25 protein-coding genes are annotated in these 22,405 nt (G+C 42.3%); 12 read left to right on the forward strand and 13 right to left on the reverse strand.

The window, feature by feature from the left end; genetic code table 11:
* Positions 1 to 73: 73 nt before the first annotated feature.
* On the reverse strand, positions 74 to 1,786 hold the full coding sequence (locus tag GVX98_RS01710) for an electron transfer flavoprotein-ubiquinone oxidoreductase (protein ID WP_004692627.1): 1,713 nt from the start codon (positions 1,784 to 1,786) through the stop codon (positions 74 to 76).
* A 191-nt stretch (positions 1,787 to 1,977) separates the two neighbouring features.
* Here GVX98_RS01710 and GVX98_RS01715 point away from each other — a divergent pair, with 191 nt between their 5' ends.
* From GVX98_RS01715 to GVX98_RS01735, 5 genes are all read left to right on the forward strand, one after another.
* Positions 1,978 to 2,589, forward strand: coding sequence for a DUF1285 domain-containing protein (locus GVX98_RS01715; RefSeq protein WP_159127087.1), 612 nt, complete (start codon positions 1,978 to 1,980; stop codon positions 2,587 to 2,589).
* A gap of 47 nt (positions 2,590 to 2,636) precedes the next feature.
* A complete protein-coding gene (gene murI / locus GVX98_RS01720; protein ID WP_004978835.1) occupies positions 2,637 to 3,506 on the forward strand; it encodes a glutamate racemase in 870 nt (289 codons plus the stop codon).
* Positions 3,507 to 3,637: 131 nt separating this feature from the next.
* A complete protein-coding gene (locus GVX98_RS01725; RefSeq protein ID WP_004978837.1) occupies positions 3,638 to 4,663 on the forward strand; it encodes a DUF4062 domain-containing protein in 1,026 nt (341 codons plus the stop codon).
* A gap of 69 nt (positions 4,664 to 4,732) precedes the next feature.
* The gene (gene hemH / locus GVX98_RS01730) at positions 4,733 to 5,755 is read left to right on the forward strand and encodes a ferrochelatase (RefSeq protein ID WP_159127088.1); all 1,023 of its coding nucleotides are present in this window, start codon (positions 4,733 to 4,735) and stop codon (positions 5,753 to 5,755) included.
* A 12-nt stretch (positions 5,756 to 5,767) separates the two neighbouring features.
* Entirely contained in the window at positions 5,768 to 6,412 is a 645-nt protein-coding gene (locus GVX98_RS01735) for an MBL fold metallo-hydrolase (protein ID WP_004978841.1), read from the forward strand.
* A gap of 51 nt (positions 6,413 to 6,463) precedes the next feature.
* On the opposite strand, the gene GVX98_RS01740 is transcribed toward GVX98_RS01735, so the two are convergent.
* Both GVX98_RS01740 and GVX98_RS01745 read right to left on the reverse strand, forming a co-directional pair.
* The gene (locus GVX98_RS01740) at positions 6,464 to 6,643 is read right to left on the reverse strand and encodes a hypothetical protein (protein ID WP_004978843.1); all 180 of its coding nucleotides are present in this window, start codon (positions 6,641 to 6,643) and stop codon (positions 6,464 to 6,466) included.
* A gap of 165 nt (positions 6,644 to 6,808) precedes the next feature.
* A complete protein-coding gene (locus tag GVX98_RS01745; protein WP_004692619.1) occupies positions 6,809 to 6,982 on the reverse strand; it encodes a DNA gyrase inhibitor YacG in 174 nt (57 codons plus the stop codon).
* Positions 6,983 to 7,067: 85 nt separating this feature from the next.
* Between GVX98_RS01745 and GVX98_RS01750 the strand changes: the two genes are divergently transcribed.
* The 3 genes from GVX98_RS01750 to GVX98_RS01760 are packed head-to-tail and all read left to right on the forward strand — an operon-like array spanning position 7,068 to position 9,411.
* The gene (locus GVX98_RS01750) at positions 7,068 to 7,727 is read left to right on the forward strand and encodes an SAM-dependent methyltransferase (RefSeq protein ID WP_171503319.1); all 660 of its coding nucleotides are present in this window, start codon (positions 7,068 to 7,070) and stop codon (positions 7,725 to 7,727) included.
* A gap of 3 nt (positions 7,728 to 7,730) precedes the next feature.
* The gene (locus GVX98_RS01755; protein ID WP_159127090.1) at positions 7,731 to 8,942 is read left to right on the forward strand and encodes a TIGR03862 family flavoprotein; all 1,212 of its coding nucleotides are present in this window, start codon (positions 7,731 to 7,733) and stop codon (positions 8,940 to 8,942) included.
* A 58-nt stretch (positions 8,943 to 9,000) separates the two neighbouring features.
* Complete coding sequence (locus GVX98_RS01760; RefSeq protein ID WP_004978849.1) at positions 9,001 to 9,411, forward strand: GFA family protein; 411 nt, start codon at positions 9,001 to 9,003, stop codon at positions 9,409 to 9,411.
* A 58-nt stretch (positions 9,412 to 9,469) separates the two neighbouring features.
* Here GVX98_RS01760 and GVX98_RS01765 read toward each other — a convergent pair whose 3' ends face one another.
* Both GVX98_RS01765 and GVX98_RS01770 read right to left on the reverse strand, forming a co-directional pair.
* The gene (locus GVX98_RS01765) at positions 9,470 to 10,030 is read right to left on the reverse strand and encodes a hypothetical protein (protein WP_159127091.1); all 561 of its coding nucleotides are present in this window, start codon (positions 10,028 to 10,030) and stop codon (positions 9,470 to 9,472) included.
* Between the two features lie 12 nt (positions 10,031 to 10,042).
* Complete coding sequence (locus GVX98_RS01770) at positions 10,043 to 10,822, reverse strand: class I SAM-dependent methyltransferase (protein WP_159127092.1); 780 nt, start codon at positions 10,820 to 10,822, stop codon at positions 10,043 to 10,045.
* A 122-nt stretch (positions 10,823 to 10,944) separates the two neighbouring features.
* Here GVX98_RS01770 and GVX98_RS01775 point away from each other — a divergent pair, with 122 nt between their 5' ends.
* The 3 genes from GVX98_RS01775 (at position 10,945) to GVX98_RS01785 (ending at position 13,639) form a co-directional block, all read left to right on the forward strand.
* Positions 10,945 to 12,231, forward strand: a complete 1,287-nt coding sequence (locus GVX98_RS01775; RefSeq protein WP_171503301.1) for a hypothetical protein — start codon at positions 10,945 to 10,947, stop codon at positions 12,229 to 12,231.
* Positions 12,232 to 12,364: 133 nt separating this feature from the next.
* Complete coding sequence (locus GVX98_RS01780; RefSeq protein WP_004692607.1) at positions 12,365 to 12,559, forward strand: hypothetical protein; 195 nt, start codon at positions 12,365 to 12,367, stop codon at positions 12,557 to 12,559.
* 123 nt (positions 12,560 to 12,682) lie between these two features.
* A complete protein-coding gene (locus GVX98_RS01785; RefSeq protein ID WP_159127094.1) occupies positions 12,683 to 13,639 on the forward strand; it encodes a 2-hydroxyacid dehydrogenase in 957 nt (318 codons plus the stop codon).
* Positions 13,640 to 13,689: 50 nt separating this feature from the next.
* Here the strand turns inward: GVX98_RS01785 and GVX98_RS01790 are convergent, their stop codons facing one another.
* The 8 genes from GVX98_RS01790 to GVX98_RS01825 form a co-directional block, all read right to left on the reverse strand.
* The gene (locus GVX98_RS01790; RefSeq protein WP_159127095.1) at positions 13,690 to 14,253 is read right to left on the reverse strand and encodes a hypothetical protein; all 564 of its coding nucleotides are present in this window, start codon (positions 14,251 to 14,253) and stop codon (positions 13,690 to 13,692) included.
* 167 nt (positions 14,254 to 14,420) lie between these two features.
* The gene (locus GVX98_RS01795; protein WP_159127096.1) at positions 14,421 to 14,942 is read right to left on the reverse strand and encodes a hypothetical protein; all 522 of its coding nucleotides are present in this window, start codon (positions 14,940 to 14,942) and stop codon (positions 14,421 to 14,423) included.
* Between the two features lie 299 nt (positions 14,943 to 15,241).
* Positions 15,242 to 15,631 carry a hypothetical protein gene (locus GVX98_RS01800; RefSeq protein WP_004978867.1) on the reverse strand — a complete coding sequence of 130 codons (390 nt, stop codon included), beginning with the start codon at positions 15,629 to 15,631 and terminating at the stop codon, positions 15,242 to 15,244.
* 153 nt (positions 15,632 to 15,784) lie between these two features.
* A complete protein-coding gene (locus GVX98_RS01805; protein ID WP_159127097.1) occupies positions 15,785 to 16,699 on the reverse strand; it encodes a hypothetical protein in 915 nt (304 codons plus the stop codon).
* Positions 16,700 to 17,308: 609 nt separating this feature from the next.
* Complete coding sequence (glyS, locus tag GVX98_RS01810) at positions 17,309 to 19,378, reverse strand: glycine--tRNA ligase subunit beta (RefSeq protein WP_159127098.1); 2,070 nt, start codon at positions 19,376 to 19,378, stop codon at positions 17,309 to 17,311.
* On the reverse strand, positions 19,378 to 20,367 hold the full coding sequence (gene glyQ, locus GVX98_RS01815; protein WP_159127099.1) for a glycine--tRNA ligase subunit alpha: 990 nt from the start codon (positions 20,365 to 20,367) through the stop codon (positions 19,378 to 19,380). Before glyQ ends, glyS begins: the two co-directional genes overlap by 1 nt.
* Before the next feature lie 105 nt (positions 20,368 to 20,472).
* Positions 20,473 to 20,757 (reverse strand): hypothetical protein, encoded by a 285-nt coding sequence (locus GVX98_RS01820; RefSeq protein ID WP_159127100.1) that lies wholly within the window; start codon positions 20,755 to 20,757, stop codon positions 20,473 to 20,475.
* Positions 20,758 to 20,776: 19 nt separating this feature from the next.
* Positions 20,777 to 21,067: a hypothetical protein gene (locus GVX98_RS01825; RefSeq protein WP_058868849.1), complete on the reverse strand. Its 291-nt coding sequence runs from the start codon at positions 21,065 to 21,067 to the stop codon at positions 20,777 to 20,779.
* 172 nt (positions 21,068 to 21,239) lie between these two features.
* Between GVX98_RS01825 and GVX98_RS01830 the strand changes: the two genes are divergently transcribed.
* Positions 21,240 to 22,337 carry an HPP family protein gene (locus GVX98_RS01830; RefSeq protein WP_010325819.1) on the forward strand — a complete coding sequence of 366 codons (1,098 nt, stop codon included), beginning with the start codon at positions 21,240 to 21,242 and terminating at the stop codon, positions 22,335 to 22,337.
* The last annotated feature ends 68 nt before the right edge of the window (positions 22,338 to 22,405 follow it).

The following is a 22,405-nucleotide window of genomic DNA, read 5'->3' on the forward strand; positions in this document are numbered from 1 at the left end:
GCCCGTTTTAACATTACATGTTCGGGTATGAGACACGGTTAGCAAAGCAACCGCTTTGCCGTGTCGTAAGGAATTACATATTAGGGTAATTCGGACCACCACCACCCTCAGGAGTTACCCAAGTAATGTTCTGAGATGGATCTTTAATATCACACGTTTTACAGTGCACACAGTTAGCCGCGTTAATTTGGAAACGCTTCGAACCATCGTTCTCTTCCATAATTTCATAAACACCAGCAGGGCAGTAGCGCTGAGCTGGCTCGTCCCATTTTGGTAGGTTTACATTCACAGGAATAGAAGCATCAGTCAGTTTCAAGTGTGCTGGCTGATTTTCTTCATGCACCGTATTCGATACAAATACTGAAGATAAACGGTCAAAGGTCAACTTACCATCTGGTTTTGGATAGTTCGGTTTCACTGTTGCTGCATCTACAGTTTTCAGTGTACTGAAGTCAGGCACTAAGTCATGCAGTGTAAACGGGACCTTAAATACATTTTGATCGATGAAGTTAAATGCACCACCACCGAACGTGCCAAATTTGTGCATTGCTGGGCCAAAGTTACGAGAACGATATAACTCTTCTTTTAACCAGCTGTTGTTGAACTTGTCTGTGTAAGCGGTTAACTCTTTTGCAAAGAAGTCTTCACCTTCAAGCACACGTGCAATGGCAAGGTCACCACCTTTTTCAACGCCAGCTTGAATCGCTTCGAATACCGCTTCGCCACACAACATGCCCGATTTCATGGCAGTGTGAGAGCCTTTAATTTTAGCGAAGTTTAGGAAGCCTGCATCATCACCAATTAAAGAACCACCTGGGAAGGTGAACTTCGGCAGAGAGTTGAAACCGCCTTTGACAACAGCACGTGCGCCATAAGAAATACGCTTACCGCCTTCAAGATATTGCTTAATCAGTGGATGCGTTTTCCAGCGTTGCATTTCTGCAAATGGATACATGTGTGGGTTTTCGTAAGATAAATCTACGATCATACCCAAAGTAACTTGGTTGTTTTCAGCGTGATATAACCACCAACCACCAGAAGAACCGGTTTCAGCTAGAGGCCAACCTGCACCGTGCATCACCAAACCTGGTTTGTGTTTTGCAGGGTCAATTTCCCATAGTTCTTTGATGCCGATACCATAGTGTTGAGGGTCTGCATCTTTATCGAGATCAAACTTGGCAATCAGGCGCTTACCTAAATGACCACGACAGCCTTCCGCAAAAATCGTGTATTTGGCATGTAGTTCATAGCCCGGGGTAAAGTTATGTGTTGGTTCACCATCTTTACCAATCCCCATATCACCGGTTTGGATGCCTTTAACGGTACCATCGGCATGATAAAGAATTTCAGATGCAGCAAAACCTGGGAAAATAGAAACTTCTAATTCTTCAGCTTTTTGGCCTAACCAACGCACCACGTTACCGAGTGAAATCACATAGTTGCCATCATTATGCATGGTTTTAGGAACCATCCAGTGTGGCGCTTCTTGTGACTTTTCAGCAGACATTAAGAAATATGTTTTATCTTCAGTTACTGGAACATTTAAAGGCGCGCCTTCTTCTTTCCAGTTAGGGAACAACTCATTGATCGCACGCGGTTCGAGCACAGCACCTGAAAGGATATGCGCACCAACTTCAGAGCCTTTTTCTACGACACAAACGGACAGATCATTAAGGTTGTTTTCAATTGCAAGTTGACGAATTTTAATCGCAGCAGAAAGGCCAGCAGGGCCTGCGCCAACGATGACTACGTCAAACTCCATCGATTCACGTTCGATGTGTTCCATGTAGGACTCCTCATATGGTTAAAGGTGGCAACCGTTTTGACTCAAAGAACGGTGCTGCCATGAGTGTTCTTAGTTCCCAGACACAAAATTTATCATCGTGTCTTTTATATTGTGAGCTAGTATAGGTTTAAACCGAGTTCTAGCCAATTGGCTGAATCATATTATTTTTCCGTCAGACAGGCATGAATTTTATGGATAAGCAGCACAACTCAGCAAATCCGACGAAAAAAGTAGCTATTGCTGATAATAAAAACTTAACCGATATTGCACAATACATAAAAGGTGGACAGTCCGGTCACAAAAGGTCAATCCCCCCTTTAGATCAATGGCACCTAAAGCATTGTGGCACAATGGATTTGAAGGTTTTAGCCAATGGAGAATGGTGGCACGAAGGTCAATTGATCAAACGCCAAGCCATGATTGAGCTGTTTGCAACGGTACTTTGGAAAGAAGAAGATAAGTTTTATCTCAAAACCCCGGTCGAGCAGATTGAAATCGAGGTTGAAGATGAGCCTTTATTTGTCAATCAGGTCGATCAAGTCGAAATTGCAGGTAAAATCTACCTACAACTGACCACGACCACACAGGATGTGGTGATTGTTGATGAAGACCATCCCATTTTTATGCGTGCCTTCCAAGGGGAGCTACGTCCTTATGTGCATGTTCGCTTTGGCATTAATGCACTGATTCAGCGTGCTGCTTTTTTTCATTTGGTGGAAATGGGTGAGCTAAGCGAAGATGCGGAAGGTGAAGCCAAACTGTGCTTACAAAGTGGTGATTTGCTATTGCAATTAGGCACCTGAGGTTTAAGCTTGATTGATCTTTTAACTTTATACTGCAACGAGTCCCCATGAGTGCCATTCAGCCCTTATTCCCTCTGATCAACCCCATGCCAAAAGCGACAGCCAATGCGCCAATTGGGATATTTGATTCTGGAATAGGCGGCTTATCCATCGCTCAAGAAATTGCCAAGCATTTACCGCATGAACGATTTATTTATTTTGCCGATACTGCACATGTGCCTTATGGGCCGCGCGATGATCAAAATATCCGAGAATTGACTGCACAAGCGATTGAGTGGCTTTACCGCAAAGGCTGTAAGGTTGCAGTTGTGGCGTGTAATACTGCTTCAGCCTTTAGTTTGGATTATTTACGCGAGCACTATGGCGACAATTTCCCTATTATAGGCCTTGTTCCTGCCCTAAAACCTGCGGTATTGCAAAGCAAATCCAAAACAGTAGCTGTTCTAGCGACCCCTGCGACCTTTCGCGGGCAGCTGATTAAAGATGTGGTTGAAAAGTTTGCACAGCCTTCGGGAGTCACGGTGATTCCAGTGACTTGCTTAGATTTAGTACCTTTTGTTGAAAGCGGCGCACAGATGAGTGCGGCATGTTTAGCCACTTTAAAAGATATTTTACAACCCGTTGTCGATCAGGGTGCAGATTACTTAGTTTTAGGCTGTACCCATTACCCTTTTTTGAAAATAGCGATACAATCTATTTTTGGTCAGAAACTGACATTAATTGACTCTGGACTGGCAGTTGCACGACAAACAGCCCGTATTTTAATCAAAAATGAGTTATTATTTGAACAAAATCATGATGGTGATGTTCGAATTGAATGTTATGTCAGTGGAAATAATGCAGAAAGTTTGAGACCTATCTTACAACTTTTGCTTGAACCAGAACTAAATTGGACTATTTCAAATATATCTGATTAATTTTTAAACAAATAAGTCGAGTATTTTGATATATAGTCAAAAATTGCAACCTAATATGCTTGAGTTAGTCGCAGTGTCTATCTAATGGAATTTGGGGGATGGGATGCTGCGAAGAATAATGAGGATAACCGATGCTCGATAAGCGTTATCAAGTGTTTATAACCACCTCTGGAAGCGAGATGCAACCAGAGCGGATCATTTTGGCCCAAACTTTAGTGGGCATGGGATTTTTTTCTTGGGGATTAGAACAACGGACACCACTTTCAACGGCCTTTGCACGTCGTCAGATCGATGACTGTGACTATGTCATATTGTTGCTGGGCAGCAAATATGGCGAACAGTCCGTGTCAGGGGTGGGATATATGCACCTTGAATACATTTATGCGGTCACCAAACAAAAGCCTATTATTGTATTTATGCATGATGATCCTGATGCCCGTGAGTTATGTTTACATGACGACAAAGCTGAGCTGCGTGAAAAATTCAAAGAGTTTAGAAAACTACTCCAAAACGAAGTCGATCAGGTTTTCACTTATCGCACCATGCGTGACTTGGAAATGGCCGTTCGCTTGAATATGACGCAGATGCTGGAGCGCTATCCTGTGTCCGGTTGGGTACGTCCGCAGAATACTCAAGTCTTGCATGACGAAATAGATAAACTCAAAGCCAAACTGGTGCAACTTGAAACTGAAGCGGGTAAACGCGAAGTTGATCCATTTTTGTCTCTACCCAAAGTGGCTATGCATGAGTTTTTTGCCTTTGATTATCGGATGCATGCCTATCAAGATGGCAATTTCAAAGAGCTTAAAATTCAAAAGCAGATGACTTGGGCGCAGTTACTCTCGGTTTTGGGGACAACCTTTATTCACCCAACCCCCGAAGAGTATTTTTCCAAACGCATTAATGAATATTTAAACGAAACTGGTTTGAATGATGCACGTCTAGAAATGCCTCGTGCCCATGCTATTGCGCGCTCGCAAATTAATATTCGTGCTTTGCACAGTATTAAAATGCAAATGCGTCAAAATGATTGGATTATTCAGTCGGGTCGAGATGATCGTCAGCGCATGCTCTGGCAGTTGACCCCGAAGGCGACGAAACTTTTGGAGAGTAATTTATTGGAAAAGGATCGGCCTTTTCAATTTCAATCTTCGTAGTTATCCATTTAGATAATGAACTGAAAACTGTTACAGTAGAGACATTCGAAAACGAGCCACGAGGGCTGAATGTCTACTGCAACAAAAGCAAAAGTTACTGTTATTTTGGCAAATTTGGGAACGCCTGATGCACCGACAGCTTCAGCAGTGCGTCGCTTTTTGGATCAGTTTTTGTCAGACCAGCGGGTGATTGAAATTCCCAAACCGCTTTGGCAAATTATTCTCCGTTTATTTATTTTGCCGTTTCGCCCGAAACGCGTTGCCCATGCTTATGAGATGGTGTGGGGCAGCGATTCTCCAATGCGAGAAATTTTACTGACTCAAGTGGCTGCGTTACAACAACAGTTGATTTTGCAATACCCTGAGTTTGAGTTGAATATTGTCCCTGCGATGACCTATGGTAATCCAGGCATTCAGCCCTTGCTCTCTGAATTGAGTCAAAAACCACAAGATCATATTGTCCTTTTTCCTTTGTTTCCGCAGTACTCTGCAACATCTAGCGCGCCTTTATATGATGCTTTCGCGAAGTGGATTCCAAGGCAGCGCAATTTGCCAGGGCTGAGCATTATTCGCGATTATTATCAGCACCCTTTATACATCCAGGCTTTAGCGCAAAGTGTGCGCGATTTCCGTGCTGAACATGGAGGGACTGAAAAGCTGTTAATGTCTTTCCATGGTATTCCACAGCCTTATGCCGATAAGGGTGATCCCTATGCCGACCGTTGCCGCATCACAGGGCAGTTGGTGGCGGCAGAGTTAGGCCTAGTGGAAGATGAATGGGCGATCAGTTTCCAATCCCGCTTTGGCAAGCAAGAATGGGTGAAACCGTATACCGATGCCTTATTGACCGAATGGGCAGAGCAAGGAGTGAAATCGGTGCAAATTATGAGTCCTGCATTTTCAGCGGATTGCTTAGAAACTTTAGAGGAACTGGCGATTCAGAATGCTGAATTGTTTTTGTCTCAAGGTGGAGAGCGGTATCAATATATTCCAGCCTTGAACAGCCGCGGAGATCATTTGCAATTGCTCAATACGCTGGTTCAGGCTAATCTTGATGCCTTAAAGCAGACATTAGCCAGCAAAACGAATTGAGGTTGACACTCTATGTTGCAAGTTAAAATTGTGCCTGTAACGGCATTTCAGCAGAACTGTTCTATTGTTTGGGACAGTGACAGTAAAGAAGCAATTTTAATTGATGCAGGTGGAGAGCCTGAGAAACTTAAAGCAGAAATTGAAGCGTTGGGTTTGACAGTAAAAGCGCTGTGGTTGACACATGGGCATTTAGATCATGCTGGAGCAGTCGGGGCATTAAAAAAACTGTGGGATGTCCCTGTGATTGGCCCGCATAAAGAAGATGCCTTTTGGTTGGATATGATCCAAGAAGTCTCGCAGCGTTATGGTTTTCCTATTCCTGAAAAGGTGGATGTCACGACATGGCTTGAAGGCGGTGAAGTCCTTAAACTGGGCAATGAAGCGTTTGAAGTACGTTTTGCCCCTGGACATACCCCGGGTCATGTGATGTTTTATAACAAAAACTATGGTCTGCTTTGGACCGGCGATGTGTTGTTTAAAGGCTCGATTGGTCGTACCGACTTCCCGCGTGGTAATCATCAGCAGTTGATTGACTCTATTCAGCGTGAATGCTTTAGCCTACCCGATGAGACGCAGTTCATTTCAGGACATGGGCCAATCAGTACCATTGGTTTTGAAAAACAACATAACCCTTTTGTGGCAGGAAAAGCAGGCTAAACGCTTTGAGGTCTCATTAAAAAATAAAAAAGTCAGCAGCTGCTGACTTTTTTATTTGCGAAATGGATTATTCAAAATGTGTTGGGTTTCTAGAGCCAACACGATAGAGAATAAGGCCACTAATAGTCCAACCGATAGGATCAACAGATCTTGCATATAGATGCCAAAACTGAATAGGCAGATCGCGAGTAAAATGCCAATTAAAACAATAGTCTTACTTAGGATGTTCATCTTATCCCCCTTTAGGATGTTGTTTTTGTGACCTGATCATGCTGTGGGCATGTATCAATTTTGGGGGGAGTATAGTCGACGAATTATCCTTTTAAGTGACTATTAAGACATTAAATAATGAACAATTTCTCTTAAAATATGAAAAATATCATGAAATTAAACATATTATTCTTCTGAGTTTTCTGCTTGTGGTGCATCTTGCGTTGGGAGGCGATATTCATCATTGGCCCATGCACCTAAGTCGATCAGTTTGCAGCGTTCAGAACAAAATGGACGAAAGGCGTTGTCTTCCCATTGACTCATTTCTCCACAACGGGGACAAGGGAAAGTGTGTGGCATGATCGACTCCAGATAAAATTTTCGGATTGAAATAGGCAAAAACGTTGGCAGTTGTTAGACTGATGCGGTTTTTTCTTAGTTTGATCTGATTATGCCGATTCGTCAATTTCAAGCCCAGCGTATGCATGCGCCTCGTGATTTTCAAATGATCAGTCCTGATCCACTGTGTGTGGAAATTGGGGCGGGCAAGGGTAAACATGCTTTATTGTTTACGGCCAATCATCCTGAGAAAAAGCTGATTGCGGTTGAGCGTACCCGTGAAAAGTTTGTGGCGATGCAGAAACAACATGGCTTAGAAGGTCAGCAGAATTTACAGCTGGTACATGCCGATGCTTTACCGTGGGTGGTACATGCCTTGCAACCGCAGCAGGTTGAACAGTTCTTTATTCTTTATCCCAACCCTGAACCGCATAATCCTGCGCAGCGCTGGTTGAATATGCCATTTTTTGAGTTTCTGATTTCACGTTTACAAGTGGGCGGACAAATTACTTTAGCCAGCAATATTTCAGAATATATCGAAGAAGCACAGCAACAGTTGATTGAGGTGTGGAAGTTACCATTTGTAAAAGAGCGTATTGCGGATAGCTCAGCGCGCACGCATTTTGAAATTAAATATTTAGAACGTGGTGAGCTCTGCCAACAGCTGATCATCACCAAACCTGAAGGTTATCGCACGCGCTTTGACGCGTTTCAGGCTTTGCAAGGTCAGACCCCACAGGTGCAATCTTCGGATCAAGCTGAATAAATCATGGCAAAGCGTATTGCAATTATTGGGGCGGGCCCAGCCGGTTTGATGGCAGCAGAAGTATTGAGCCAATATGATGTTCAGGTCGATGTGTTTGAGCAAAAACCATCTGCTGCACGTAAGTTCCTGATGGCGGGTAAAACAGGACTAAATATCTCTCATGCCGAACCTGTTGAGCATTTTATAGGTCGCTATGATCAAGCCGAATGGTTGGCACCTTGGATTCGTAAGTGGGATGCAAGCTGGATTCAAGCATGGATGAAAGGTTTAGGCATTGAGTCCTATGTCGGAACGTCTGGGCGTATTTTCCCGATTGAAATGAAAGCCGCGCCTTTATTACGTGCATGGTTGAAACGCTTGGTTGAGTCAGGCGTCAAGTTTTACTATCGTCATCAATGCCTCAGCCTCAAAGAGCATACGCTTGAAATTAAATCTTTGATTAGTGATCAAGTGCACAGCCAGAGCTATGATGCGATCGTCTTGGCTTGCGGAGCGGTGTCATGGTCTCAGCTCGGTAGTGATGGCGCTTGGCAAAACTGGTTGGAGGTCGATGAAATTGAGCCTTTTCAAGCCAGCAATGCTGGAGTAGAACATGAATGGTCTACTTACATGCAACCCGTCTTTGGGCAGCCACTGAAACGTATCGCAGCATGGGTGGGCGATGCGGAAAAAAGTATGGGCGATATCGTCATCACCCATTATGGCCTAGAAAGTGGTTTGGTCTATAAGCAAGGTCGAGCGCTGCGTGCACAGCAAAAGCAACAACAGTCTTTAATTTTGAAGCTCGATTTACTGCCTGATGTCACGCTTCAAGAATTGGCTGTGCGTCTGAAACCGACAAAAAAACAGTCTTTAAGTAATGTTTGGCGTAAAGCTGGTTTAGATGCAGCTAAGGCAAGTTTAGTGCGAGAGTTGGTTGCAAAAGAACACTGGAATCACCCTGAAAAATTGGCGCAGCAGGTGAAGCAATTACAGATTCCTTTAACTGGTTTTCGTCCGATTGAAGAAGCCATTAGTTGTGCTGGCGGTGTGCGCCGTAAAGGCCTGAACCCGCAGCTACAATTAAAATCCAATCCCGCTGTTTTTTTATGTGGGGAAATGTTGGACTGGGATGCACCCACAGGGGGCTACTTACTCACTGCATGTTTTGCAACAGGACGTGCCGCAGGTGAGGGTGTGATGCAGTATTTGAATGTGGCAAAAAATTCGCCATAAGCGATGCAACTGAAAATCAGCTGTGCTAATTTGAATAAAAAATTCAAGGAGCATCATGATGTCGGATCTTCAGCAGTATGTGGGCAGCTGCCTGTGCGGTGCAGTGACTTATCAAATTGATGGGCCGATTGGCGATATTATTCAATGCCATTGTCAAAAATGTCGTAAGGCCAATGGAACGGCATATGCAACAAATGCACCGATTGCTAAGGCGGATTTTAAACTGACCTCTGGTCAAGACGTTGTGAAAAAATATGCATCGAGTGCAGGCACAGAGCGTTGTTTCTGTGGCAACTGTGGTTCACCTCTTGTCAGTATTAAAGCTGAAACACCTGAGTTTTACCGTTTGCGGATCGGCACTTTAGATACCCCGTTACAGCAAAAGCCGACGCAGCATATTTTTGTGGCATCTCAAGCCGAGTGGGACAACATTTGTGATGCATTACCACAATATGCTGAACGCCCATAGTTAGAACACATACAAAGAAAAGGGATCATCTGATCCCTTTTCTTTGTCCGTGATTGAGTTAGTAGCCTGTCGACATCGTATCTTGAGCCTTAGGATACTGCGACTGCCAGTGTTCAAGCTGCTCTTGGGCATGAATGAGCTCACCGAGGCCTTTCACGTTATCATGTGGTGCTGCGGCTTTATCTTGGATGATTTTGGCTTGGTTATCCCAATATTGGTACATCAGAGTTTGAATGTAGCGTCCTTGTTCTGTTTTTAAATCCAGCTCTTTCAGCATATTCAGTGCAGACTGAATATTGTCTTGTTTACGTGTTTTTGCAAATTCATCCGAGAGCGTGCCTGCCTCACGCATTTTCATGAGTTCATCTTCCATTTCATCACTCATGCTACTAAAGCGCTGGTCATAGTCGACCAAGAGCGCAATATCGTGTGGATCATTGGCTGTTTTTGCAAAACTTTTGACAGGTTCAGAGCTGAGTTCTTGCAGAATTTTATCATCGCTCGAAAGCGTGTCTTGCTCAGCAGATTCATTGGCTTTGTTACAGCCTGTCAGGATTAAGCTGCTACCTAAAAGAAGCGGCAGTAGAACCTGTTTCAATGAAAGAGTATGTGGGTTCATATCGGTGTCCTATTATTCTGCTATTTTTTGAAAGTGATAGGCATAGGTGATGTAAGGAAAACTGATTTCATCTTGTGGCTGTTTGCCCGTGTACTGCAACACAATTTGTTCAAACTGATGTTTTAAATCCTGTTGTTGTTCGAGTGGCATTGCGGAAATAAAGCTGGTTGAAAGTAGGCGTTTTGAGACGACTTGTTCTACTGTACCTGTTTGTTGCTGTGCAAACTGATGCAGGCTTTTGAACTGAAATAAGTGTTGATGTTCAAAGACTTTTTGCCATAGTCCACTATGATAACGCGGGGTCTCTCCTTCTAAGGGAGCGAGTCGTTCTGCCAGAGCATTGACCCAGTCGACTTGAGTATCGCGTTGGTTCCAGACCAAGCCCAAATGCCCTTGCGGTTTTAGGACACGATGGATTTCTTTTAAACTATCCATGTTGGCAAACCAGTGGAAGGCCTGCGCAGATAAAACCGCATCGATACTTTGCGATGGCAGGGGCATATGGTCACTAAAGGCTTGTAATGTTTCGACCTGCGGGTAAGCCAGTTTAAGCTGAGCCAACATTTCGGTGATAGGTTCGATGGCAGTGAGCTGTCCACTATGCGGAATCAGATAAGGCAGAAACTTACCTGTACCCGAGGCAAGATCGATCACACGTGAATTTGCGTTTAAATGCAGTTGCTCGGTGAGCCAGGCATGGATCTCTTGTGGATAACTTGGACGCACTTGTTGATAAAGTTCAGCAGCTGCGCTAAACCCGTGTTGTGCTGCAGGATGGAGTGATTGTGTCATATTTTGCGCTTTTTTATCTGCTCTGCATCTATAAAATAACACATTTGGTTCGATGAAATCGCTTATGCTGTATGGAACGAACATGACCTCACTTTATAGGAATGAAATCTCTCAGCATGGACATGGCGAAACAAATTATTTTTGAAGACGAACAGATTCGTGTCATTTTTTTACAGGGTTCATCGGACGAACTTATTTTCTCTTTTGGCGATCTGATTACTCGTGCCAAGGGAACGTCGATCAATGCAGAAAAGTCGCTAGCCAAGTTTGGCTTTAATGTGGTTGGCATTATGCCAAAACAAAAGTCATGGTTTCCAGAGTCTTCGATGTTAGCGATGTTGGAAGCAATTCGCGCGTGGATTGCACCCTTTCAAACCCGCATTGCCTATGCAGGGTCAATGGGTGGTTATGCTGCGATTAAATACTCTAAACTGCTTGGTTTTAAGCGCGTGGTGGCCTTGGTGCCGCAGTATTCGATTGACCCTGAACAGGTGACGGATAACCGCTATAACATGTTCTATCAGCCTGAGCTGAACCATGACATGCAGGTACAGCCGAAGGATGTCTCGGCAGAGTGTGAATACATTGTTATTTATGACCCTTACTGCCCTGAAGACCGTGCGCATTATGAAAAATTACAAACGGTCGTGCCGAATCTGAATACCCTGAACTTACCTTTTACAGGGCATGATGCGATTGCGGTTTTAGCCAGTTCTGATTTGCTACATGACTTTCTACGTCATGAGTTTGATGCGCCGTATTTTTATAAAAAAATTCGTGAAGTGAAAAAGAACAGCAAGTTTTACTACCGTAAAGTGATCGAAAACTTGTTGCCGCGTCATCGCTTTTCTTTGGGACGAATTCTGAAAAATAATGAGCTTGAGTTAGATGGTCAATTTTTTGATGCCAAGCTAAAACAAAGCATTATTCGCGAGTTACTCAGCAATCGACAAGTGAGCCAGACCGATCTGTTAAAACTGGGCATTCAGGTCAATTTACCGCAAGAAAATAGCTGTCAGTTAATGGATAGTTTTGGACATGGTTTAGTGTTCAACATGATCAGTCAAAAGATTGAAAGCTATGCACCAGATGCCATTGCGCTGAATCATAAGTTTCTGCTGCCGATTTTTGCCAAGGGTAATGGACTAGTACACATTTACTATAATGACATGCGCTATACCGTGGTGATGAATGACCGTCAGATTATGAAATTGGTGCATGAACAAGCCGAATTGAGCGCTGGAATGCATCCATTGTTAATGAAAAAATATAGTGATTATTATCTGATTAGTTATAAGCAGTTTAACTTTAGCTGTGATGAATATGGTGGCTTTGATTTGGTCGAGGATATTCCAGAAACAGCGCAGTTTTTGGTGTCAAGCGATGCTGAATCAGATGTGTTTTTATGATGTGTTCATGTGATTTATTCATATAGGGCTTTGGTCTAAGGCCAAGCGCTTGTTTTCCGTCCTATTTGGTTTAATATGAAAGTATTGTTTATCTTTTAAACAATACGGATAAAGATCAAATAGGGTGGAAGCAATGCAAAGACATTGGTCGGCTGTATTTATAACATTACTGTTTATTTCAACATCACAAAGCGTACTGGCACAAAGTTTAGACCCAGCCTATCTGACATTCGGTGGTGGTCTGATTCTCTTACTGATCCTGACGTTTTATGTGATTAAACAGATCAGTATTTCTATTCGTATTCATCGTAATAAGCCCGTTAAATAGCGGGCTTTTTTCTGTGTGTGGTGGCTATTTTTAGGTGGTTAAGACAGTGTTTACGTTGAAAAATGGGGCTGAGTTGGTTTAAATAAGCGCTCTATCCTTATGCAGAACAACTGGACGTGAGCAATGAAAGCCGTATTTTTAGATTGTGCATCCTTAGATAAAAATGATTTGGACTTTCAAGCACTGCATGCTGTTTTTGATGAACTGATCCTTTACCCAAGTACCGATGCTGAGACGCTTGTTGCGCGCGTGCAAGACGCAGATGTGATTATTAGCAACAAAGTGATGCTGGATGCCGATACCCTAAAACAATGCCCTCAGTTAAAGTTGATTTTAATCTCTGCGACAGGGACCAATAATATCGATTTGCAGCAAGCCAAAGTACAAGGTGTTGTGGTGTGTAATTGTCAGGGTTATGGCACGGCAGCAGTGGCACAGCACACTTTAATGTTGATGCTTAACCTTGCAACCTCATGCTTGCAATACGACCGCGCGGTGCAGCAGGGCGAATGGAATAAAGCCTCGCAGTTTTGTCTACTGGGCTACCCAATTATTGAACTTTCGGGTAAGACCTTGGGCATTTTAGGGTATGGGGAATTGGGGCAGGCAGTGGCTAAACTCGCTGAAGCATTTGGCATGCGAGTTTTAGTAGGTAATTTGCCGAACCGTCCACACGCTGACTCAACACGAGTGGGCTTTGATGACTTGCTGGCGCAATCAGATTTTATCAGTCTGCATTGCCCATTAACCGATGACACGCGTGACCTGATTGATGCTCAAGCTTTCGCAAAAATGAAAAAAAGTGCCTTTTTAATTAATTGTGCACGGGGGGGAATTGTCAATGAAGCAGCTTTGGCAGATGCGTTAAAACAGGGTCAGATTGCGGGCGCAGCAACCGATGTATTGACCGTTGAGCCACCCAAAGAGGGTAATGTTTTATTGGAGGCTCGTCTGCCGAATTTAATCATCACACCACACAACGCGTGGGGCAGTGTCGACGCACGTCAGCGCATGGTGCAGCAGTTGGTGGAAAATGCTCAAGCTTTTCAAGCAGGGCAGCCAATCCGTCGGGTGAATTAAAGCAAATAATGACAACTAAAAAGCCCATCAATTGATGGGCTTTTTTGATATTAAAGCTTAGTCACTTTAATTTCTTCTTCTACTTGAGCAGGTGTAAAGGAAGACGGTGCTTGGGTAATCGTGGGTTCATTCATTGTTTGGGGTGCGGCAGGCTGTGGAGATGAGACTGAAGGCGCTTGAACCGCAGGAGCATCTACGGGTGCTGATGACGGTTGACTCAAGCTGCCTTGGTAAATGGGGGCAGGTTGATCGGTTTGACCAGTAATCACTTGCTTGGTTTCATGCAGCTTTTTATTCACATTTTGGGTGACTTGCTGTCCTGTTTCTTTGGCTTGTTCTGCGGTGTTGTTGGTGATGGTTTTTGCACTGTCCAAGGCTTGGTGTGCAGAAGGGCGAATTTTTTGGATGCCTTTTTCTGTTGCAGTCCCGACTTTTTCCGCCGTGTTAATCACACCTTCTTGCGTTTTATAAGCCCAGACATGAAAGATGTTGGGGTTTTTACCATAAGGTGTAATTGGTTTTTGCGCTTGCTGAGTGGTGGTTTCTGTTTGTGCCCATACACCTGCTGTTGTCATTAAAAGAGCGCAGAAGAGTGTCGTTTTCATCATGTTCATAGAGCAGTGTACCTCTTGGGCTATCGTGCATAAATCAGCGTTTTAGCATAAAGCCTCTTTGTGTGAATTTCATGTGCTTGGTTGTAAACAAGCGTAGTGTGCAAACGTATATAGCTAAAAAAAGAGCCCAGCATGTGGACTCTTTCAACTCTGGAGGAGTTTAACTTCTACTTCACGCCAACAGCAGCATCCGCAGATGAACCGACTTTAGCTTTAGCAACAGGTGTATCTAGTTCCACTTGAGCCTGCCCATTTACGTCAGCACGTTTGGGTTGACCACTGACAGCCTGCTTAGTTTCCTGCCATTTTTGTTTGGTCGCTTGTTGGCCTTGTTTTGCTTTATCCGCTATATAGTGACCACTTTTTTTGGTGTTATGCTCAACAGACTGTTTAACGTCACCTGCCTTATCTTTTACGACAGCAGATTTTTCAGCTGAAAATTCTTTGGTGTCTTGCCATTTTTCTTTGCTGAATGCTTTGGTTTTGTCGACACCATGCTCAACCGCTTCACCTGTCGCATGCGCGGCATGTTTGACATCATGTTTTAAGTTTTGCAATACGCTTGGCTGCGAGGTTTGAACTTGAACATTGGCCGATGTATTGGCTGTGGTATTTGCAAATAGGGAAGTGGAGGCTAAAAGTGCAGTGGTTAAAGCCGAAGCGGTGAGTGTTTTTGTTAAAACTTTCATCTTTGATTTTCTACCTCTTATGACAGAACCCGATGAGGAGTTCAGAACAGCAGTCATCATAGACAGAAATGAGCTCAAAAATAGCGTTTGATATGAAAGTCGCACAATGCGGCAACAGCGCATAAACAATGGACTGAAAATTGTGTCATTCAGTTAATTCATTAAAATTATGTAAGTTTATGCGTGGTCGTTGTTTTAAATGTAAAGAGTATGGCGACTGGTATTGAAGTAAAGGACACGAAGCGAAAGGCATTTGAGAGAAAGTCATCACTGATGTTGCACCAGTGATGACGATTTGCTTAGTTACATTGCGCTAAGGCTTCTTTTGCAAAGTGATTACGTAGTGCGAGGAAGTTTTTCTGTACTTCTGCATCGTGTAATTCAAATTTGGTTGCAGTGCTTGTGCCATCGAGTGCAAAGGTTGCTGAGCCACCTGTGATGAGGGTGTAGTCACGGAACGCCCACTGTTCTACGACTTTACCTGCTTTGAGGTTGCCAGTAAATTCGATGACGCATTTGTCTTCAAATTTGGTCAGTTTTGCTTTGTTATTGGTTGTGTCTGGATAAACTTCAATATCTTGGACTTCTTGTAATACACCCGCTGTCAACTGTGGAATCGTTGGTTGAGATGTACATGCTGTAATAGAAAGGGCAGCAAAAGTAGCGAAAAGCACAGTTTTTAATTTCATAAGGTTCTTTCTTGTTGCGTGTTGTTGGTTCGAGTATAGGGAATTGTGAAAAGGAAGACCATAGTATTCACGCTTTTCGAGTTTTGGGCTTAGCTTTCTATGCTCTAATATTGATGTTAAAGCTATTTCTAAAAGCAGATTGGAAGTTTGATTTTAGATAATATTAATGAAATCATAGCTTTCTATAACTTTATCAAATGTTGGGTGAGTACTAATATTTTTAATTACTTTTAATGTTACAAACTGGTTGATACGTAACTTTTCTATTTCAGATAAAACTGTTTTTTCTAATCTTATGCGATAGATTTTTTTATCCTCATTCACAAGAGTAATTTTTCCTGATCTATCAAGATTTTGTATTATCCCAGAAATCTCGCATTCAAGTGGTTCTTGAATTACCAACTCATTTAAAAATTTTAAAGCTTTATCAATTTTTTTAGTGTTGCCCATCCAATAATGTTTTTGATTGTGATGTGAATCCCAGTTAATTTCAAAGTCTAAATTATTGCTTTTCAAAGCAGAGAGCATAGATTTAATGCTAGCAATACCTTTGTTTCCCATAATGGAGAAGATTTCTTGATTTGTCTCAGGATTATCTAAGGATTGAAAAAATGAAAACCAATAGGAAAGGGTATTTTGAGACAAACTCCATCCAAACAAGTCTGGCTGAATTTCTAAACTGATGATGAATTTTGTTGAACCTGAAACAATATTTGCTAAACGAAGATCTAAGTCAGATTGGTTAACAAAGTCAGCATGTTTCTTAGGAGTTCTTACTTTTGTAGAAAGTGTAATTAGGCTCTCAGCTAAACCCTTTGATAAAGTTGCATGTAGCATCAATGGAAGTGAGCCATTGCAAGCTTTGTCACCTATGAAGCGGACTTCTAAAATCTCTTTTTCTCTACGGAGTTGTAGATAGTGGAGCTGCTTTCTGAGGTTGTTTAGATGTTCCTTAAAGGAATTAAACGAAGCTATTTTGAAGCGATCATTTTTATCTAAGGTCTGATTATTCTTACTCAAAACCTCTTCAGCTAAATGTATTTGTTCTTCAAGAGTAGAGATGTTCATGAGAGTTTACTCGAAGTTGAATGAAACCTTTAGCTTCAGATAGTTGATTGTAACTGAAAAGACTACGCCAATAGTGAAAGCGATCTATTTCGCTCATAGTGTTAAAAAACAAGTCACACCCATATCGGGCGCGAATTGTATTACGATTTTCTAGAAATGAAAGTAACTCATTATATTTCTCGGATAAAAGTTTATTCAGGTCTTCTTCATTGAGAAATAAAACTATATCAATATCACTAGGATGCGGTTTCTTTGAACAAAATGATCTGTCTAACCAGATTATCATCTCAACTTGATAAGCCTCTAATTCCTGAATTAAGGCTCTTAGGCGATTGCATAAATTAGCCCGTGTTCTTTTATCTTGAAATGGATTGAGAACTGTTTTTTCCAAATTTTCCAAAGATATCTTGTGAATACCCGGATCTAGTAAACATGGATAAATTACCTTACCTTCAGATAATCGTTGGGGGTCTTTCTCTATGTTTTCTGTAAAATTATTGTCTATCATATGGATGTTTTTTTGTTATCATTTTGATTTTATATCATAAATATTAAATTCTAAGAATAAAAAAACCCGCTCTAAAGCGGGTTTTTAGCATCAATGAAAGCTTAGTGCTGTAACACCGAAATATCCGCAACACTTGTAAACAAGTCACGTAACTGAGCCAGTAAACGTAAACGGTTTGCTTTCAGTTCCGCATCATCAGCCATCACCATGACACCATCAAAGAAGGCATCAATTGGCGCACGCAGCGCAGCTAACTTAGAAAGGGCAGCGGTATAGTCTTTTGCAGCCAAAAGCGGTTGAACCACAGGCAGGATATTTTGAATCTCTGCATAAAGTGCTTTTTCAGCATCTTCAAGCAATTTAGATTCAACAATCTCACCCGTAGGCGCAGCTTCTTTCGCCAAAATGTTCGCAACACGTTTATTCGCAGCAGCCAAAGCAGCAGCTTCAGGCAGGCTACGGAAATGATTCACCGCAGTCACACGCTTATCAAAATCAAGTGGTGATTTTGGAGAAAGTGCTTGAACCGCTTGAATCACATCAACAGCAACGCCTTGGTCTTCGTATTTCGCACGATAACGACCTTCAAGGAATGCAACAGCATCCGCCAAAGTCTTGTCGTGGTCTTTCAATACATCGCCATAAGCAGCCAAAGCAAGCTTGATCAGTTCTTCAATTGAAACATCAAGATTGTTTTCAGTGACTAAACGCAAAATACCAATCGCAGAACGACGTAAAGCAAACGGGTCTTTCGAACCTGTAGGCGCTTGACCAATACCGAAAATACCTGTGAGTGTATCTAAACGATCCGCAAGGGCAATCGTTGTACCTGTCTTGGTTTTTGGTAACACATCACCAGCAAACTTAGGTAAATATTGCTCACCTAAAGCTTCCGCAACTTCATTATTCTCACCTTCAATACGTGCATAGTAAGTGCCCGCAATCCCTTGAAGTTCTGGGAATTCGCCAACCAATTCAGAAGTTAAATCACACTTTGCAAGAAGTGCTGCTTTTTCAGCATCGGCAGGATTCGCACCTGTGATTGCAGATAAAGCTACAGCCAATTTAGCAATACGTTCAGATTTATTCCAAAGCGTACCTAACTGTGCTTGGAAAATCATATTGGCTAATTTTTCTTTACGAGATGCAAGCGGCTGCTTTTGGTCTTGCAAGAAGAAGAATTCAGCATCAGACAAACGAGGGCGTACAACTTTCTCATTTCCTTCAATGATTTGAGTTGGATCTTTAGACTCAATATTTGAAACAGTAATGAAGTAAGGTTGAAGTTTATTGTCAGCATTCACCAAACAGAAATACTTTTGGTTGTCTTGCATGGTGGTGATCAAAGCTTCTTGAGGCACAGCAAGGAAGCGTTCTTCAAAGCTCGCACGAAGTGCAACTGGCCATTCAACCAATGCGGTGACTTCATCACGTAAATCAGCAGGAACGATGGCAATTGCATTGACTTCATCAGCCAGAGCTTTCACTTGTTGATCAATGATGGCTTGGCGTTCTTCAAAATTCGCTACAACTTTTGCAGCACGAAGCGCATCTAAATAATCATCTGCATTGGCTAAAGTAATCGCTTCAGGTGCATGGAAACGATGACCATAAGTCACATTACCTGCTTTATGGTCCTGAATTGTTGCATCAATTACATCATTGTCTTTTAACAATACAACCCATTTTACAGGACGAACGAATTCAGTACGGCTTGCCGCAGAACGCATACGTTTTGCAATTGGAAGGTTGTCCAAAGCAGTTTGTAAAATTTGTGGTAGTAAAGCATCAAGACTTTGACCTTTCACATCTTTTAAATAACAAACTTTTTCAACTTTACCCGCTTGGAACGTTGATACTTGATCTGCAGTAATGCCTTGACCACGCATAAAGCCTTCAAGTGCTTTCGTTGGCTTACCTTCAGCATCATAAGCTGCTTGTACAGCAGGGCCGTCAAAACGTTTTTGCGTATCTGCTTGAGCACCATCTACATTGATGATTTTCAATGCCAAACGACGAGGCGCTGCATAGGCTTCGATAGAATCAAAAGCTAAGCCTGCATCTTTTAAGCCTTTTTCTGTTTCAGCTTGCAATGCGTCACGTAAAGTTTTTAAGCTTTTTGGAGGAAGTTCTTCACAGCCAAGTTCAAATAAAACTGTATGTTTAGACATTATTTGTTCTCCGCTGATTTTTCTGCTTGAGCCGCTTCGGCTTCAACCTGAGCTTTCAATTGAGCTAAAACTTCATCACGTAAATGTGGTTCTGCCATTGGGAAACCAAGTTTGGCACGTGCAGCTACATAGCTTTGCGCAATTGAACGTGCCAAAGTACGCACACGTAAAATATAGCGTTGACGCTCAGTCACAGAAATCGCACCACGTGCATCAAGCAAGTTAAAGCTGTGTGATGCTTTAATCACTTGTTCGTAGGCAGGAAGCGGAAGTTCAGCTTCCATTAAGCGCGTAGCTTCTGCTTCATAGAAATCGAATAATTCAAACAATTTTTCAACGTTGGCATATTCAAAGTTATATGTCGATTGTTCCACTTCGTTTTGATGGAATACATCGCCATAAGTCACAGTACCAAACTGACCTTTGGTCCAAACAAGATCGTAAACCGAGTCTACACCTTGTAGGTACATGGCTAAACGCTCAAGACCGTAAGTGATTTCACCTGTCACAGGGTAGCATTCGACACCACCGACTTGTTGGAAGTATGTAAACTGAGTCACTTCCATACCGTTGAGCCAAACTTCCCAACCTAAGCCCCATGCACCGAGTGTTGGAGATTCCCAGTTGTCTTCTACGAAACGAATATCGTGAGTGAGGGTATCAATACCAATGGCTTCTAATGAGTCTAGATAAAGCTGTTGGATATTGTCTGGGTTTGGTTTCAGTACTACTTGGAATTGGTAATAGTGTTGCAAACGGTTTGGGTTTTCGCCATAACGACCGTCTTTAGGACGACGTGAGGGTTGAACGTATGCTGCGTTCCAAGTTTCAGGCCCAAGTGCGCGTAAGAATGTTGCAGTGTGGAATGTTCCTGCACCCATTTCCATATCGTAAGGTTGTAAAATGACGCAACCTTGTTCAGCCCAGTAGTTTTGTAAGGCAAGAATTAAGCCTTGGAATGTATCAATATGCGATATGGCGCGACTCATGCAGCATCCATTATAAATATAAGAAAAAATTGGTTCTAAGTATAAGGATTTTGCAGAGGAGTGGCAAAGGCTCTATTTATTTTTCAGCACTTAATTTTATATTTGCTAAAATGGCTTAGTACGACCTGCACACAGTAAGTCGTGATGAATTTCGCATAAATATTCATCATGCCAACCATAATGAATATCTTTGCATATTTGGTGGGAAATATTTTTTGAGTATGCCAATGTTTCTAAATGAGTATGAAGATCATGGGCTAACATAACAAAATGGGTCTCGGGATAAGGCCATTTGGCATGATTGTCAAAGTGGGAAACTGAATTTCCAAGTGACAATTCAAGTGTTAATAATTCATTTAAGCAGTCGCAGATTTCAAGTTTTTCAGTCATTTTTTATTCTTTTCATAAATTATCCAATAATAAGGTGATGATGCATGGTGCAGTAAGCATCTGTATGCCAATTAGAATGCATATCTCGATTAACCTGAGCTTGAACATTTGGGTGTTGGGGAAAATTAAGATTTTTTAAATGCAGAGATTGTTTTAGATAAATCAAATGGCTCTCTTCTTTAGGCCATTTTGCATGAGTATCGTAACCAGAGATTTTGTTGCCTTGTTTCACTTCAAATTGAATCAGGGCAATTAGGCATTCACATAAACCTAAAGTTTCAAGGTGATCTTCATATTTGAATTTTCCCAAGACGTGTACCTTTCTTCTTATAAAAATGAAACTCTTGCGCTAAATATAGACTTTGCTGATAACAATTGAAATAACAAAATTGATATCTCTAAGATGTAAAATAGATGCATCTTATTGCTGAGACCGCGTATAATTTTGCACTGGTTAAGTGCGCAAAAGTAGAAGGGCGGCTGTGTTTCATATGCAACTTGAATGGTTAAATACCTTAAAACCGAATTTTAAAGTGTTACCGCTAAAGGAAAGAATGCTCTGTGGTTTAGGTGCATTGTTGGGATTAGCACTGTCTTCACTCATAAGTTGGTGGCTTTTGGGTGGGATCAATGCATGGTATATCGCCCCGATGGGTGCGTCCTCGGTGTTGCTTTTTGCCGTACCAGCCAGTCCTTTGGCTCAGCCATGGAATATTGTGATTGGGAATACGATTGCAGCTGTAATTGGGGTGACCTGCGCACTCTATATTTCCAACTTAACAGAAGCATTTAGTGTTGCTGTGGCTTTGTCGATTATTTTGATGATGACGACAGATTCTTTGCATCCACCGAGTGGTGCTGTGGCAATTACAGCGGTGCTGGGAGGCGAGACGGTACACGAGCTAGGGTATCAGTTTGTGTTTTATCCTGTTCTACTCAACTCAATCCTACTTCTCGTGATTGCGATCGTGTTCAACCGCTTGCTCGGGAAACAATACCCAACTGTGGCGCAAGTCAATACGCGTAGCACCGACCCGACCCCCACCCAGAAGGTCACAATTCAACCTGAAGATATTCATCAAGTTTTAGCCCAAGAAACACAGTTACTCGACATCAGTGAATATGATTTACAAAAACTGATTTTAAAAGCTCAAGCGCAGGCCGATACGCGTTTTCATATAGACTTACGCTGTCGGGACATTATGAGTAAAGATGTGCTGTGTTTATATGAGGATGAAGACATTCAAGTCGCTGTGGAAAAATTTAAACAGGTCAATCTAATGAGTTTACCTGTGTTAAATCGAGCTGAACAAGTATGCGGCACCTTAGCTTTATATGAAGTGGTCGAGTGGTTCCAAAAGGCAACGGATTTGCGTACCTCTTGGCAAGATCAAGTCAAGCACATTATGAAACGTCAGGTGGTCACGGTACAGCCGGATCAAGAACTACAAGATTTGATCCCGTACTTTGTTGAACGTTCTTTTAACTATATTCCTGTGGTTGAAAATAAAGCTTTGGTCGGCATCATTAGCCGTGCTGATATGATTGCAGCGTTGTATCGTCTGTTACAACATCGCTAAGTCATGTGAGTGTCGTAGGCAAAAAAAAGCTACGACACTTTGGGGGAAGTGGTCGTAGCATAAAAAGA

Source organism: Acinetobacter sp. 8I-beige, assembly GCF_902505955.1.
Taxonomy (GTDB): domain Bacteria; phylum Pseudomonadota; class Gammaproteobacteria; order Pseudomonadales; family Moraxellaceae; genus Acinetobacter; species Acinetobacter johnsonii.

Bases quoted from the DNA above. Each gene is read 5' to 3' on its own strand.
- GVX98_RS01710 (WP_004692627.1), bottom strand. From the start codon at position 1,786: ATGGAACACATCGAACGTGAATCGATGGAGTTTGACGTAGTCATCGTT.
- GVX98_RS01715 (WP_159127087.1), top strand. From the start codon at position 1,978: ATGGATAAGCAGCACAACTCAGCAAATCCGACGAAAAAAGTAGCTATT.
- murI (WP_004978835.1), top strand. From the start codon at position 2,637: ATGAGTGCCATTCAGCCCTTATTCCCTCTGATCAACCCCATGCCAAAA.
- GVX98_RS01725 (WP_004978837.1), top strand. From the start codon at position 3,638: ATGCTCGATAAGCGTTATCAAGTGTTTATAACCACCTCTGGAAGCGAG.
- hemH (WP_159127088.1), top strand. From the start codon at position 4,733: ATGTCTACTGCAACAAAAGCAAAAGTTACTGTTATTTTGGCAAATTTG.
- GVX98_RS01735 (WP_004978841.1), top strand. From the start codon at position 5,768: ATGTTGCAAGTTAAAATTGTGCCTGTAACGGCATTTCAGCAGAACTGT.
- GVX98_RS01740 (WP_004978843.1), bottom strand. From the start codon at position 6,643: ATGAACATCCTAAGTAAGACTATTGTTTTAATTGGCATTTTACTCGCG.
- GVX98_RS01745 (WP_004692619.1), bottom strand. From the start codon at position 6,982: ATGCCACACACTTTCCCTTGTCCCCGTTGTGGAGAAATGAGTCAATGG.
- GVX98_RS01755 (WP_159127090.1), top strand. From the start codon at position 7,731: ATGGCAAAGCGTATTGCAATTATTGGGGCGGGCCCAGCCGGTTTGATG.
- GVX98_RS01760 (WP_004978849.1), top strand. From the start codon at position 9,001: ATGTCGGATCTTCAGCAGTATGTGGGCAGCTGCCTGTGCGGTGCAGTG.
- GVX98_RS01765 (WP_159127091.1), bottom strand. From the start codon at position 10,030: ATGAACCCACATACTCTTTCATTGAAACAGGTTCTACTGCCGCTTCTT.
- GVX98_RS01770 (WP_159127092.1), bottom strand. From the start codon at position 10,822: ATGACACAATCACTCCATCCTGCAGCACAACACGGGTTTAGCGCAGCT.
- GVX98_RS01775 (WP_171503301.1), top strand. From the start codon at position 10,945: ATGGCGAAACAAATTATTTTTGAAGACGAACAGATTCGTGTCATTTTT.
- GVX98_RS01780 (WP_004692607.1), top strand. From the start codon at position 12,365: ATGCAAAGACATTGGTCGGCTGTATTTATAACATTACTGTTTATTTCA.
- GVX98_RS01785 (WP_159127094.1), top strand. From the start codon at position 12,683: ATGAAAGCCGTATTTTTAGATTGTGCATCCTTAGATAAAAATGATTTG.
- GVX98_RS01790 (WP_159127095.1), bottom strand. From the start codon at position 14,253: ATGAACATGATGAAAACGACACTCTTCTGCGCTCTTTTAATGACAACA.
- GVX98_RS01795 (WP_159127096.1), bottom strand. From the start codon at position 14,942: ATGAAAGTTTTAACAAAAACACTCACCGCTTCGGCTTTAACCACTGCA.
- GVX98_RS01800 (WP_004978867.1), bottom strand. From the start codon at position 15,631: ATGAAATTAAAAACTGTGCTTTTCGCTACTTTTGCTGCCCTTTCTATT.
- GVX98_RS01805 (WP_159127097.1), bottom strand. From the start codon at position 16,699: ATGAACATCTCTACTCTTGAAGAACAAATACATTTAGCTGAAGAGGTT.
- glyS (WP_159127098.1), bottom strand. From the start codon at position 19,378: ATGTCTAAACATACAGTTTTATTTGAACTTGGCTGTGAAGAACTTCCT.
- glyQ (WP_159127099.1), bottom strand. From the start codon at position 20,367: ATGAGTCGCGCCATATCGCATATTGATACATTCCAAGGCTTAATTCTT.
- GVX98_RS01820 (WP_159127100.1), bottom strand. From the start codon at position 20,757: ATGACTGAAAAACTTGAAATCTGCGACTGCTTAAATGAATTATTAACA.